The organism is Subtercola lobariae, from assembly GCF_014640255.1.
GTDB classification, from domain to species: Bacteria; Actinomycetota; Actinomycetes; order Actinomycetales; family Microbacteriaceae; genus Subtercola; species Subtercola lobariae.
Genome location: NZ_BMGP01000002.1, coordinates 494,051 through 507,590 on the forward strand (window position 1 = coordinate 494,051; position 13,540 = coordinate 507,590).

At 66.5% G+C, this 13,540-nt stretch carries 12 protein-coding genes; 7 read left to right on the forward strand and 5 right to left on the reverse strand.

Annotation, left to right across the window (positions count from 1 at the left end):
- The first annotated feature begins 76 nt into the window (after window positions 1-76).
- The 3 genes from IEX24_RS06655 (at window position 77) to IEX24_RS06665 (ending at window position 3,305) form a co-directional block, all read left to right on the forward strand.
- Complete coding sequence (locus IEX24_RS06655) at window positions 77-1,345, forward strand: LolA family protein (protein ID WP_229715139.1); 1,269 nt, start codon at window positions 77-79, stop codon at window positions 1,343-1,345.
- 78 nt (window positions 1,346-1,423) lie between these two features.
- Complete coding sequence (locus IEX24_RS06660) at window positions 1,424-2,389, forward strand: ABC transporter ATP-binding protein (protein WP_188675565.1); 966 nt, start codon at window positions 1,424-1,426, stop codon at window positions 2,387-2,389.
- A gap of 4 nt (window positions 2,390-2,393) precedes the next feature.
- Window positions 2,394-3,305, forward strand: coding sequence for an ABC transporter permease (locus tag IEX24_RS06665; RefSeq protein ID WP_188675568.1), 912 nt, complete (start codon window positions 2,394-2,396; stop codon window positions 3,303-3,305).
- Window positions 3,306-3,550: 245 nt separating this feature from the next.
- Here the strand turns inward: IEX24_RS06665 and IEX24_RS06670 are convergent, their stop codons facing one another.
- Window positions 3,551-4,984 (reverse strand): NAD(P)/FAD-dependent oxidoreductase, encoded by a 1,434-nt coding sequence (locus IEX24_RS06670; protein ID WP_188675571.1) that lies wholly within the window; start codon window positions 4,982-4,984, stop codon window positions 3,551-3,553.
- Between the two features lie 346 nt (window positions 4,985-5,330).
- Here IEX24_RS06670 and IEX24_RS06675 point away from each other — a divergent pair, with 346 nt between their 5' ends.
- The 3 genes from IEX24_RS06675 to IEX24_RS06685 all read left to right on the forward strand — a co-directional run bounded on the left by IEX24_RS06675 (window position 5,331) and on the right by IEX24_RS06685 (window position 7,829).
- Window positions 5,331-6,404, forward strand: coding sequence for a fatty acid desaturase family protein (locus IEX24_RS06675; protein WP_229715140.1), 1,074 nt, complete (start codon window positions 5,331-5,333; stop codon window positions 6,402-6,404).
- 50 nt (window positions 6,405-6,454) lie between these two features.
- Window positions 6,455-7,093 (forward strand): hypothetical protein, encoded by a 639-nt coding sequence (locus IEX24_RS06680; RefSeq protein ID WP_203585877.1) that lies wholly within the window; start codon window positions 6,455-6,457, stop codon window positions 7,091-7,093.
- Window positions 7,094-7,265: 172 nt separating this feature from the next.
- The gene (locus IEX24_RS06685; RefSeq protein ID WP_188675579.1) at window positions 7,266-7,829 is read left to right on the forward strand and encodes a hypothetical protein; all 564 of its coding nucleotides are present in this window, start codon (window positions 7,266-7,268) and stop codon (window positions 7,827-7,829) included.
- Window positions 7,830-7,874: 45 nt separating this feature from the next.
- Here IEX24_RS06685 and IEX24_RS06690 read toward each other — a convergent pair whose 3' ends face one another.
- Complete coding sequence (locus tag IEX24_RS06690) at window positions 7,875-9,209, reverse strand: MFS transporter (protein WP_203585876.1); 1,335 nt, start codon at window positions 9,207-9,209, stop codon at window positions 7,875-7,877.
- A gap of 116 nt (window positions 9,210-9,325) precedes the next feature.
- On the opposite strand from IEX24_RS06690, the gene IEX24_RS06695 reads away from it, so the two are divergent.
- Window positions 9,326-10,579 (forward strand): MFS transporter, encoded by a 1,254-nt coding sequence (locus tag IEX24_RS06695; protein WP_188675581.1) that lies wholly within the window; start codon window positions 9,326-9,328, stop codon window positions 10,577-10,579.
- Between the two features lie 90 nt (window positions 10,580-10,669).
- Here IEX24_RS06695 and IEX24_RS06700 read toward each other — a convergent pair whose 3' ends face one another.
- Genes IEX24_RS06700 through IEX24_RS06710 form a run of 3 tightly spaced genes read right to left on the reverse strand, consistent with a single transcriptional unit; the run spans window position 10,670 to window position 13,512 of the window.
- Window positions 10,670-11,221, reverse strand: coding sequence for a YbaK/EbsC family protein (locus IEX24_RS06700; RefSeq protein ID WP_188675584.1), 552 nt, complete (start codon window positions 11,219-11,221; stop codon window positions 10,670-10,672).
- A 7-nt stretch (window positions 11,222-11,228) separates the two neighbouring features.
- A complete protein-coding gene (locus IEX24_RS06705) occupies window positions 11,229-12,944 on the reverse strand; it encodes an MFS transporter (protein WP_188675587.1) in 1,716 nt (571 codons plus the stop codon).
- Window positions 12,937-13,512 (reverse strand): PadR family transcriptional regulator, encoded by a 576-nt coding sequence (locus IEX24_RS06710; protein ID WP_203585875.1) that lies wholly within the window; start codon window positions 13,510-13,512, stop codon window positions 12,937-12,939. Before IEX24_RS06710 ends, IEX24_RS06705 begins: the two co-directional genes overlap by 8 nt.
- Window positions 13,513-13,540: the final 28 nt, after the last annotated feature.

Consider the following 13,540-nt stretch of genomic DNA (forward strand, 5'->3'; position numbering starts at 1 on the left):
AGCAAACCATCGGAAAGCGGGAGTACCGTAAAACGAGTTCGGGTCTGACCGAGCGCGGCAGTGGAGGTTCACGAAAGTGACGGCTAACAGCGGGTCTTCGAACAACGCGGCATCTGGCAGCGCGGCTTCTGGCAAGGCGGCTTCTGGCAGGTGGAAGCGGTGGGTTCCCGCCGCAGTCATTCCGGTGGTTATCGCGGGCGCCGCGATCGCCGTTCCGCTTTCGGCGAATGCGACCAGCAGCCTGCCGACGAAGACCCCGCAAGAAGTGCTCGAGCTGATCGGCAACAGCAGCGTCACCGCGTTCTCTGGCACAGTCGAGCAGACCGCGAACCTCGGGCTGCCCGAACTCCCGGCCGGAGTGTCGTCGAGTTCGCTCGGCGGCGGTTCGGCTACCTCCGGCCCGAGTAGCTCTACCCCTGACCCGGCCGGTTCGTCGGGTGCACCTGGGGCATCGGCATCCACAGGCTCAGACAGCTCGGCAGCGACCGTCTCGTCGGCTCTCGAAATGCTCACCGGCACTCACACTGCGCGCGTGTATGTCGGCGGCCCGACCAGCCAGCGCGTTCAGGTTCTCGATCAGCTCGCCGAGACTGACGTCGTGCGAAACGGCAGCGATGTATGGGTCTACGACTCGAGCAAGCAGACTGCTGAGCACACGACTCTTCCGGCGAAGTCGGCCACTCCCGGTACGGGCGAGGCCGGTGCGCCCGACGCCACCGTGCAGTCACCCGCCGAGCTGGCGCAGACGTTGCTCGCCGACGTCGACCCGACGACGAACGTTTCTGTCGGTGGTGACGTCACCGTCGCCGGCCGCTCGGCCTACGACCTCATTCTGACTCCGCAGGCCACCGACACTCTGGTCGGTTCGGTCTCGATCGCCGTCGATTCGGCAACCGGGCTGCCCCTGCAGGTGAATGTCACGGCGCGCGGCGCCGCAGCTACCGCCTTCACCACGGGCTTCACCTCGCTCAGCCTCGACACGCCCTCGAGCGACCTCTTCACCTTCACTCCCCCGGCCGGAACGACGGTCACCGAGAAGGCCGCGCCGACCGCACCTGCCGCTCCGGGCGCAGGGCAGGCCGCGCCTGGGTCGGCTCCGAGCGATGCTCAGAAGCCCATTGTCACCGGCACCGGGTGGGATGCGATCGTCGAACTTCCGGCCGGCGCCGACTCCGCCTCACTGACCAGCAATCCGCTGCTCGCCGAGCTCACCAGCCCCGTCACCGGCGGCCACCTGCTCACCACGACGCTGGTGAACGTGCTCGTGACTGACGACGGCCGAGTCTTCGCCGGCTCGGTCTCGGCCGACCAGCTGCAGGCCGCGGCGGCTGCCGCCGCGAAGTGATCGGTCACCCGCTCGTCGCGGTGGCGTTCGTACCAGGCCACGCCCGCCAGGTTCGGCGCCACCGCGTGAGCAGCGCGCATGACTGACGCAGCCACGACCCAGCTGGCCATCGAGACCCACGGACTCACGAAGATGTTTGGCAAGCAGACCGCGGTGAACGGCATCGATCTCGCGGTGCCGCGCGGCTCGGTGTTCGGCTTCTTGGGGCCCAATGGCTCGGGCAAAACCACGACCATCCGGGTGCTGCTCGGTCTCGCGAGCGCCACCAGCGGCGACGTCAGCGTTCTCGGCCAGCCGCTGCCCGGCCGCCTGCCGCAGGTGCTGCCGCATGTCGGCGCGCTCATCGAAGGCCCCGGCTTCTACCCGTTTCTCTCGGGCACAGCCAACCTGATGCGCCTCGACACCGCCGACCGCTTCGTCACTGGCGCGACCCGTCGCAAGCGGGTCGAACAGGCGCTCGAGCGCGTGGGGCTCACGCACGCGGCCGCCAAGAAGGTGAAGGCGTACTCGCTGGGCATGAAGCAGCGGCTCGGCATCGCGAACGCTCTGCTCACCCCGCGCGACCTGATCGTGCTCGACGAACCCACGAACGGGCTCGATCCGCAGGGTACGCGCGAGGTGCGCAACCTTGTTCGTTCGCTCACCGCCGAGGGCACCACCGTTTTCGTTTCGAGTCATCTGCTGGCCGAAATCGAGCAGATGTGCACCCATGCGGCGGTCATGCGCGCCGGCAGCCTCGTGGCGCAAGGCAGCCTCGACGACCTGCGACGAGCCGGCCAGACCCGCGTGCGGGTTCTCACCCGTGACGACCTCGCCGCCGAGAACGTGCTGCGGTCGATCGGCTTGATGCCCGACCACCGTGAGAGCGCGGGCGACGGGGTGGTGGCGTTGACTGCTCCGCTTCCGGATGATCGGCAGCCCGACGCCATTGTTGCGGCACTCGTGGCCGGAGGGGTTCGCGTGCGCGGGTTCTCGGTCGAAGGTTCGACCCTCGAAGACCTCTTCGTGGCGCTCACGGGGGAAGGGTTCGACGTTGTCCAGTGAGGTCATGGGCGCCGCGCCAGACGAGGGTGAGAGCACCCCGAGCGCATCGCCCGCCCGCGAAGGCTCCGCGGCCTCGACGGGAACGCGAACCACACCCAGCGCGGGGTGGGCGCTGCTGGGGTCGGAGATCTCTGTGCTCTTTCGGCGACGGCGCACGTGGGTGATGTTGATCGCTCTCGCCGCCATCCCGATTCTCATTGCGGTCGCGGTGCGCATATCGTCAGCCGGGTCGACGCCGGGGCGTGGGCCGGCGTTCTTGGGGCAGATCACCAATAACGGGCTGTTCGTGGGGCTGGTGGCGCTAATCATCTGCGTGCCGCTATTCTTGCCGCTGACCGTGGGGGTTGTCGCGGGCGACACAATTGCCGGCGAGGCGAGTTCGGGAACGCTGCGCTACCTGCTGGTGGCGCCGGTGGGTCGGGGGCGGCTGCTGCTGGTGAAATTCGTTGCGGCGGCGACGTTCTGTGTGGCGGCGACGCTGGTGATCGTCATCGCGGGGGCTGCGATCGGGGCCGCGCTCTTCCCAGTGGGGCCGGTGACGCTGCTCTCGGGCGACACTGTGAGCCTCGGCGAGGCCGGCGTGCGGGCGCTGCTGATTGCCGCTTACGTGACCCTGTCGCTGCTCGGGCTCACCGCCATCGGGCTGTTCATCTCGACGCTGACCGATATTCCGGTGGGGGCCATGGCGGCGACAGTGGTGTTCGCGATCATCTCGCAGGTGCTCGACTCGCTGCCGCAGCTCGACTGGCTGCACCCCTGGCTGTTCACGCACTACTGGCTGAACTTCGCCGACCTGTTGCGGCAGCCCATCGACTGGTCGTCGTTCGGTTCGAACGCGCTGCTGCAACTGGCGTACATCGCCGTCTTCGGCGCGCTGGCCTACGGCCGCTTCAGCACGAAAGACGTTCTGTCGTAACTGCTCGCGTCGTCGGCATCACAGACACGAAGGCTGCCCGATCACAGACACGAAGTGTGCCCATGAGGCTGGTGGCACCAGTCTTCGGTTTCAGGTGAGGCGGGCTGATCGGCGCCAGTGGAAGCAGCTGCGGTTAGTTGTTCAGTTCTCGCGATCGCCGCGTTGATCTGACTCGTCAGATCGTCTCCATTCGGAGTTTCTTCGTTCGATTTCACATCTTCAGTATACTCGATTATTTGTCATAATCAGATCTGGTCGAGGGGCACCGCGGGGTCGGCCAGGCGAGCGAGATCGACCACGTTCGCACGGCGGATGATGCCCTGCACCGCGTCGTTCACATCCCACACGTTCACGTTCATGCCCGCGACCACGCGGCCGCCGTGAACCCAGAAGGCGATGAACTCGCGGGCCGCAACGTCGCCCCGAAACACGACGGTGGCATCGTGCGTGAGCGGTGCGTAGCCCGAGTACTCCATGCCGAGGTCGAACTGGTCGCTGTAGAAGTACGGAATCTCGTCATACGACACCGTTTTGCCGAGCATCGACTTCGCGGCCGCCGGGCCCTGGTTCAGCGCGTTCGCCCAGTGCTCGCTGCGCAGGCGCTGCTTCAGCACCGGGTGGTAAGCGTTCGCCACGTCACCCGCCGCCCAGATGTTCGGGTCGCTGGTGCGGAGCGCCGCGTTCACCACGATTCCGTTCTCGATCTCCAGCCCGGCAGCTTCGGCGAGTTGGATGTTCGGGAGCGCCCCCAGCCCCACGACCACCACGTCGGCCGGCACCACCTCGCCGCTCGTCAGCCGCACGCCCGTGACGCCACCCTCGCCGCCGGCCAAGCCACCTTGCGCCGCCCCCTCCACGCCCGCAGCGCTGCCACAATCACCCGCGCTCGCGCCCGCGCTGGCGCTGCCCGCGCCACCCTCGGCGCCGCCACCCAACACCTCAGCCACCTCGACCCCTGTGCGCACAACCACCCCGTGCTCCTGGTGCAACTCGAGAAACACCCGGCCCACCTCGTCGCCCAGCACCGACGCAAGCGGAATTTCACCCCGCGACAGCACGGTCACCTCGTTGCCGAGCGTGCGGGCGGTGGCGGCGACCTCCATGCCGATCCACCCCGACCCGATCACGACGACCCGCCGAACACGAGCGACTCCCCCGCTGGCAGTGTCGGCGCCCGGCGATGCGCCATCGGAGTCGCCTGCGGCATCACCACCACCGGCCGATACTTCGCCACCAGCAGCACTCCCACCGAGCGCCTCCCGCAGGCCTTGCGAATCGTCGAGCGTGCGAAGCGCGAACACACCCGTGAGGTCAGCGCCCGGCACGTCGAGCGCCCGCGGGCTCGCACCCGTCGTCAGCAGCAGCTTGTCGTACATCAGCGCCTCACCGCTGGCGAGAAAGACGAATTGCGCCTCGGGGTCTATCGCATCTACTGTCTCGCCCAGCGAGAGCGTCACATCGTGCGACGCGTACCACCCCTCGGCCTCGACGAAGACCGAGTCGAGCTCGTCGGCGCCGGCGAGAAACCCCTTCGACAACGGCGGGCGGATGTACGGGCGATGTGTCTCGGCCCCGAGCATCCTGATCTCTCCTGCGAACCCCTCGTCGCGCAACGCTCGGGCAGCCGATGCCCCGGCCAACGCCGCCCCGATGACGACGATGCTCTGCTGATCAGACACGACTCACCTCTCTGCGCCGTCGACCCTCGAGACGCAGTGCTCGGGCCCACTCTGCCACGTTCTTTTTCGCCCCGCATCTGCCCACAGAAGGGCCGGCGCGAACCTGCTGATTTGCCGCCAAAAGCCCCATTCTGGGTACGCGCCTGATGTGCCGCAAACACCCGTGCCGTAGCTTGACTAATGGCTGCCCCAGACCTTGGTTACCAGTTATGCGATAACGAGTTGCCTTGGCCGCTCGCCCCTTCGCACCCGAAACCGATCTGCGGAATGAGGCTCACGAATGAGCAGCCCCTTGGTATCTCCCAGCGCATCTGCGAAATCCAGCGCATCCGCGAAATCGCCGGTCGTGACTTTCACCCGCACCAAGCCGGGCGGCAACAGGTCGAACCCGACCACCGAATACTCGGCCCTCTTGCGCACGGTTCGCGATGCCGGCCTGCTGCGCCGCGCCACGACCTACTACTACCTCATGTTCGCCGGCCTGCTCGTCGCCCTCGGCGGCGTCGTCACCGGAGTGCTGCTGCTCGGCGACAGCTGGTACCAGCTGTTGATGGCTGCCGCGCTCGGCATCATCCTCACCCAGTTCGCTTTTCTGGCCCACGAGGCCTCGCATCGGCAGGTCTTCGAGTCAGGCAAGGCCAATGACTTGGTGGGGCGGATGCTCGCGAACCTGTTCGTGGGCATCAGCTACTCCTGGTGGATGACCAAGCACAGCCGCCATCACGCCAACCCGAACATCCTCGGCAAAGACCCCGACATCGACCGCGATGTGGTTTCGTTCACCGAAGAACAGGCGGCATCCACTCGCGGAATCTACGCTTGGTTCACGAAGCGCCAAGGCAAGTTCTTCTTTCCGATTCTCGTTCTCGAGGGCCTGAACCTGCACGTGCACGGCTTTCGCACCGTGTTCGGTCGTGGCAAGGTCGACAAGCGCACGGTCGAGATCGTGATGCTCGTGTCGCGCATCAGCGTCTATGTGGCAGCGATCTTCTTGCTGCTGCCGCTCGGCATGGCGTTCGCGTTCATCGGCGTGCAGCTCGCGGTGTTCGGTGTCTATATGGGATCGTCGTTCGCCCCGAACCACATCGGCATGCCGATTCTGCCCCGCGACTCGAAGGTCGACTTCTTGCGTCGCCAGGTTTTGACCTCGCGCAACGTCAGCGGTGGCTGGTTCATCAACTGGTTCATGGGCGGCCTCAACTTTCAGGTCGAGCACCACCTCTTTCCGAACATGGCACGCCCGCACCTCCGTGCGGCGCAGCAGATCGCGCGCGAATACTGCGAGACGCACACGATTCTCTACACCGAGACGACGCTGCCCCAGGCCTACGCCATCGTCGTTCAGTACATGAACAAAGTAGGGCTGGCGGCCGGGCGCGACGCGTTCGAGTGCCCCGCTGCGGCGGCCTACGGCCGCTAGGGTCAATCGCGCCGCGCGTATTCAGGTTGGGTCGTGGGAGTATGGCTCGCATGCGCGCAACTGACGAGCGATTCACCGGCCGCATCGCCGGGTTCGGTACGGCCTCGGGCGTGCGCATCGTTATCGGAATGTGGAGCGCGTCACCGTTCGCACGCTTCGCCGATGTGATGGTCGAAGAAGTGGATGGTCGCCGCCTCCTCATCGCGCCCACCCCCGCCGTGGCTGCCTACGTCTCGTCGACGTATTCGTTCGACGCCGTCGAGCTGGCCGATGTGCACTTGTCGCACTCGCGCGCGCCGGAGGCGGAGCACACCGTGCGAGTGACGGCCGGTTCGCTCGAGGTCACCCTCCATGTGGGAGCCATCACGCCGCTTGGCCGACTGCTGCGCGCGGTACCCGCTCGACTCGCGGTGAGCCCCGCGTGGCTTCGCGCCATCGACCCGGTCGCTGGCATGCTCGTTCCCGGCGTACACACGAGCGGTTCTGCCGGGGGCGGCCGGCGCGAGTACTACGGCGTCACGACGATTCGCGCAGTGACGTCGGTCACCGCGGTCTGGGATGGGCGCGACCTCGGCGCGCTGCGGCCGCTCGAACCGCCGGTCACCTTCGGGTTCGGGTCGGCTCCGTCAGCACCGAGCCTCGTCGACCTGACGACGGTGATCCGTTCGAGCAGCACAGTGCACGGCTGACAAGCGTTCGCACAGCGGGTTCGCGGTAGCGTGAACGCATGGCCCATCTTCTTCAGCTCGATTCGTCTGCCGACGTGGTGCGATCGAGCTCGTGGGTGAGCTGATTGCGGCCGACGTGCGGATGCGAGTGGGCCGCCGCCCGGTGAGACCCTCGAGCGGGTAAACTCGGTTCATGGGGAGCCCAAACAGCACCACCCTCGTTCTGGTCGGAAACGACTCGCCGAATGCGTTCGGCGCCTTGGCCCGGCATGCCAACGTGCGCGCCGCATCGCTGGCCGACAGTTCAGACGAAGAGGCGGCGCGCTGGGTCACCCAGGCGAATGCGCCCTACGTCGTGCACGATCGTGACCCGCTCGCGCATGTCGCCGCGGCCTGGGTCGAGTTTTTCGACGACCTCTCGACGCTCGGCACCCTCGACCTCGAAGTAGAACGTGCCTCGTCGGCCCTCGAGAGCGGATCGCTGAGCATGCCCGACTACTACATCGTGGTCGACCCCGAATCACTCGCACCCACCTGGAAGCACTGGTGGCTCGGAGTGCTGCCGCAAGCCGCGCCTACTCGGGTCATTCCCTGGGCCGAAGGCTCGACCTCGCTCGTGCGCATGCTGCGGCGTTTGCCCACGGGCCGCTCCTGGCCGACGCCGGGGCCGTGGCTGCACGAGGTAGCCCGCTCGGTTCCCGACCAGATCGGCAAGGGTTCGAGCGGTTCCGCAGGCCCCACCCTCACCGCCGGCTGACCGGATGCTCGGCAGCAGCCAGCTCGCACTCCGGCTGATTGCTGGTCAGCCGGCTGCCAGCGTAGTAGGCGTCGCAGCCACCGCCGGCTGACGCCGCGCCATGCGCAGCTGCGCGGCCACACCTACCGCAGCGGCCACCACGATGGCCGCCGCGAAAGCGATCACCGTCGTCAGTAGCCCGAGCGGCGCGATCAGCTGACCGGCCACGATCACCGGAACCCCGAACGCCAGGTACGCCACCACGTAGACGCCCGCGAACAGACCGGCCCGCTCGTGCGGCTTCGCCAGCGGCCCCACCGTGCGCAGCGCGCCCGAGAACGACGCTCCGAACCCGACTCCGCCGATCAGCCCGCCGACCCACAGCAGCGGCAGCATTCCCGCGGCGATCGCAGCCACGATGGTAACTGCGCCCGCGAATACGGCGAGCCCACCGATGAGCGTGGTGCGCCGGGCTGCGAACCGCCCGAACACGAACCCGGCGACGGCCGCTGCGCCCGGCTCGAGAAACACGGTGATTCCGTTGATCAAACCGCTGTCGATGTGAAAGATGTCGCGGATGATCGTGGGCACGAGCCCGAGAAACAGCCCCGCGAGCATCCACGCTGCGATGTGCACAGCGATCGACGCCCGAAATTCGCCTCGCGCCGCAACCGGAATGGAGACCCGCGGAATCAGCGAACGTAGAGCGCCGACCCGTCGCGTCACCGTTTCGGCGGAGAAAATGGCAACGAAAAGCCCGATCACCATGACGATCGAGAGCGTCGTGAACACGATCACATTGGCATTCGACGTGAACTGCACCGCCACGCCGGTCAGCAGAGCCCCGAGCCCGAGCCCGCCCGCGGCCGCAGTGCCACCGATGATCGACCCGAGTCGCTTGTACTTGTCGGGCGCTAGTTCGACGACCGACGCGGTGAAAGCGCTGGTCGCAGCACCCGTGGCCACACCCTGAATCACGCGCGCCACGATCACCCACGTGATGTCGGTGGCGAACACGAACAAAAGCATGGCGGCGAGCTCAACCGCGAGCGAGCCGACGAGCACCGGCCGACGCCCGAGGTGGTCAGAGAGCGAACCGGCGACCAGCAGAGTCGCGAGCAGACCGATGGCGTAGGCGGCGAATGCGACGGTCAGCACCCACGCGGGGAAGCCCCACTCTTTCTCGAAGAGCACCAAGAGCGAAGTGGGCGCGCCCGCCGCGAGGTACAGGCCCGCGAACACGAGGGCGGTGCCGATGAACGCGGCCATCGGCGGCAGCGTGCGCCGGTTACGGCTGGCACGGCTGCCACGACGGGCACGGCTGCTCCGGATGCCCACGTCAACCCTCGCGGGCGTGCCCGCCACCTCGACCCGCGGGTTCGACATGTTGTGAGTCGACATGATCACTCCTAAAGCAAATATCATTGCGTTACGAGTTAGGGTACTTGTATGACCACGTAAATGCAATTCTTGTTGCATTAGTCTATGCGCGCTCAGCCAACTAGTCTTGAACGACGATGCACCTCTCCACCCGCCGCCCCTTTCCGTGGCGCGTGCTCGTGGCCATTATTCTCATCGGGTTCATCTTGCGCGGGCCCATCATCGCGGTTGCACCCATCAGCGGAATCATGCGATCCGATCTGGGACTGAACGCCGCACAGTTCGGGCTGGTCACGAGCCTTCCCGTGTTGTGTTTCGCCGTGGTGACGCCGTTTGCTTCGTACTTCGTGGGCAAAGGCGGGGCGAACTTCGCCACGATGATCGCGATTCTCGGTGTGGGCGTGGGGTCGATCATCCGCTCAGCCGGCGGAGTCGAGGCCGTCTTCGTGGGCACCATCGTGATGGGGGCGTTCATCACGGTCGGCAACGTGGTTATTCCGGTGATCATTCGGCGCGATATTTCGCCCGAACGCGTGGCGATCGTCACGGGTTCGTACACCTCAGCTCTCAATGTGGGTTCGATGATCACCTCGGTGGCTACCGCTCCCCTAGCGCTGGCGTTCGGCTGGCAGATCGCACTGCTCAGCTGGACGGGGTTTGTGATCATCGCCGCGATCGGCTGGCTGGTGGCCATCGGGCCGCGGGCGGCGTTTACGGTCGGGCCCCTGAAACCACTCATCGAAACCGGGGCCGGCGATACGGTGGCCATCGACACGAGCTCGGTTCCGAGCATCCGGGGCACGAGGCCACAGACCTGGCGCAATGCGTCGGCTGTGCTGCTGTCGTTGGCGTTTGCGGGGCAGGCCTTCACGTACTACGGGCTCACCGCCTGGTTTCCGAGCATTCTCGAAGACGAGGTGGGGTTCTCGGTGACCGCTGCGGGGTCGAGTTCGTCGATTTTTCAGATCGCTGCGGTGATCGGTGCGCTCGGTGCGCCTCTGCTGTCGCGGCGCATCGGGGTGCCGCGAACGCTCGCCATCGTTGCGGTGTTCTGGCTGAGCTGCCCCATCGGACTGCTGCTGGCGCCCGGCGCCTGGCTGGCCTGGGGGTTCACCGGCGGCGTCGCCCAGGGCGGCGGAATCACGCTGGTCTTCGTTCTCATTGTGCAACTGGCGATGAACGGCACACACGCGCGGCGCCTGTCGGCCATGATTCAGGGGGTCGGCTATGCGCTGGGCGCAACGTCGCCCACGCTCATCGGCGCGGTGCACGATGCCACGGGCGGCTGGCAGCTGCCCATCGTGGTACTCGGCATCGGCACGCTCACCTTCACGGTGGCCGGCCTGGCGGGCGCCATTCGCGCCACGCGGGTGCTCGCGCCTGACGTATGACGTATGACCGCGAGTCTCGTGCGCTCGGACACTCGGAGCGTCGATGGCCTGGCGATCAGCGGCCCGTGGTTGGCCCGGGCGACCGACAGGTCAGGCTATCGGCTTGCCGAGGCCCTCGATCACTTCGGCACCCGGCAGTCGAGCGAGGAGGGTGCCCGGCACGATCAGCTTCGACCGGCGGATGCCCGAACCGATCACCACGAGCGCACTCGCGGCCACGGCGCTGTCGATGAGCACAGGCCACCCCTCGGGCAGGCCGATGGGCGTGATTCCGCCGAACTCCATGCCGGTCAGCTCGGTCGCGCTCTCGCGCGCCAAGAACGACGCCTTGCGCACGTCGAGCCGGCGGCGCACCACGCCGTTCACGTCGGCTCGCGTCGCCGCTGACACGAGGCAGGCCGCGATACGCTCGTCGCCGTCTCGCCGCCCGGCCACGATGACGCAGTTCGCGAGCGCCTCAGCCTCGAGGCCATACGCCTCTTGGGTGGCAGCGGTGTCGCTGAGCTCAGGATCGATCTCGACCACTCCGACTTGATCGGTGAGATCGAGCATCCGGAGCATGTCGAACACGCTCGCCGAGACGAGTTCGGGGTGCTCAGAGACGGGGAGAGTGTTCAGTGTGCCGAGCTGAAAGGTGCCCATGACTCCATCATGGGGCATCGGCCGCGTGCTTCGCGCCGGCCGCATGCGCACCCGCGCCGCCCGCCGCATGCGCACCCGCGCCACCCGCCGCAGCTGCGCCTGCCGTGCTCGCTGAGCCCGCGTCAGTTACGCCTGCTGCGTCACCAGCGGGCGCACCCGCGTGCGCACCCGCGGCAGCCCCGGCACCCGGCTTCTGCTGCGCGTCGCCGCCCCAGGTGTTCACTCGCTTCGGCAGCATGAACACGAGCAAGAACGCCAGCACGGCGAACGCCGCGCTCACCAGCATGGCCGAGGCCGCCGCGTTGGTGAACCCCGTGGCTACCGCCTGCGGCGAGTGACCCGTGATGGTCAGCGAACCGAACAACACACTGCCGATGATGGCGATACCCACCGCACTACCGATGCGTTGCACGGCGGAGATGACCGCGCTGGCCGAACCCGCGTCTTTCCGGTTGACCGTAGCGACGATGAATTGCAGGTTCGGCGCGATGAAGAATCCGTTGCCGAGCCCGGCGATGAACAGCGGCGCCAGCAGTAGCCAGTTGGTGAGATCGGCCGGGGCCGTGTTCGAGAGCACCAGCCACAGCCAGATCAGCCCGACCGAAACAAGCCCCGTGCCGATGATCAGAACGGTTCGGCCGAGTCGCGCCGACAAGCGGTTGCTCTGCGACGAGCTGATAATCGAACCCACCGCGAACGGAATAGAGACCACACCCGACTCGAGCGGCGTATGAGCCAAACCGGTTTGCCAGAGAATCGAGATCGTAAAGAAGATGCTGGTGAAAGCGGCGAAATAGACCAGCGCCAGCACCACACCTCCGGTGAACGATGGGTGCGAGAACAGGCTCGGCGGCACGAGGGGCACACGGTCACGCTTCGTGTACCAAACCTCCCAGAATCCGAAGGCCGCGAGCAGCAGCACACCCAGGGCGAGAACGAGATAGGTCCAGAGCGGCCAGCCTTCGTCTTGCCCCTGAATCAGCGGCACCAGAAGGGCGACGAAGCCGCCCGACACCAGAATCACGCCGATCCAGTCGACGCCTCCCCCACTCTGGGTCTCGGCCGTGCTGCGCTTCGGCAGCCACATCGCGGCCGCGATCAGCGCCGCGACTCCGAACGGCAGGTTCACCCAGAACACCAGGCGCCAGCCGTTCTCGTCGCCGAATGCCTGAATCAGCAGACCGCCGACGATGGGGCCGAGAGCCGAGGCCACACCGATCACCGCACCCATGATGGCGAACGCGCGGCCACGCGCCTTGCCCTGAAAGAGCAATTGGATGTACGCGGTGACCGACGGAACGAAAATACCGCCCGCAAGCCCCTGAATCACCCGCGACACCACCAGCTCAGTGTCGTTCTGCGCCAGCCCACACGTGAAGCTCGCCACCGTGAACAGTGCGATGCCGGTAAAGAACACCCACTTGTGCCCGATACGGTCGCCAAGCCGGCCGGCCGGTATCAGGGCGAGCCCGAAGGCGAGCGCGTAACCCGAGATGATCCACGAAAGCGTGGCCTCTGACGCATTCAGATCGGTGCGGATGGTCGGCAGCGCCACGTTCACGATGGTGGTGTCAAGTAGGGCCATCGCCATGCCCACCAGCAACACAATGTAGGCACGCCAGGCGTTCTTCGAGACCGCGGGGCTGGGCGCGCCCACTGTCGATGAGCCGGGCGTCGGTGAGCCCGACGCCGGAGCGCCAGACCAGGCAGCAGAGTCAGACATGGGCGTCAACCTTTCGTCGCGCGGCTTCGTCTGCCACTATCGCGGGGATTTCGGATATGAGTTCTTCGTGCCAGGCGATTTCGGCCGCGAGGCGATGCTCACGGTGATTCAGGGCGAACTTCTCGGCCACCGAGAGATACGGCAGTGCCCTTGCGTTCAGCCGCGAGACCTCGATGAGCTGAAGCTGCAGCAGCGCGAGCCGATGCTCCATGACCTCTGGTAGCTCGTCGAGCCGCTCAGGGTCGAGCCGGGTGAGCGCGAGATCGAACGGATCGGGTTTGATCGTGAATTGCGAGAGCCCATCGTGCCTGATGGTGACGAGCGCCCGGCGCCCGGCCTGGCTGATGGCGTAGACCTGCCGTTCGGGAAAGTTGCCTTCGCGTTCCACCCGAACCACATCGATGAGCCCCTCGCCGGCCAACCGCTTCATGGCTCCGTAGAGCGAGCCCACCGAGATGTCTGTCCACAACGAGACATGCTCTTCTTCGGCGAGCAGGCGCAGCTGGTGGCCGTGCATCTCGCCGTGCTGGGCGAAAGTGCCGAGAATGAAGAGCCTAATGGATGACACCGAAGTACTCTCGCACAACTAGTCGCGT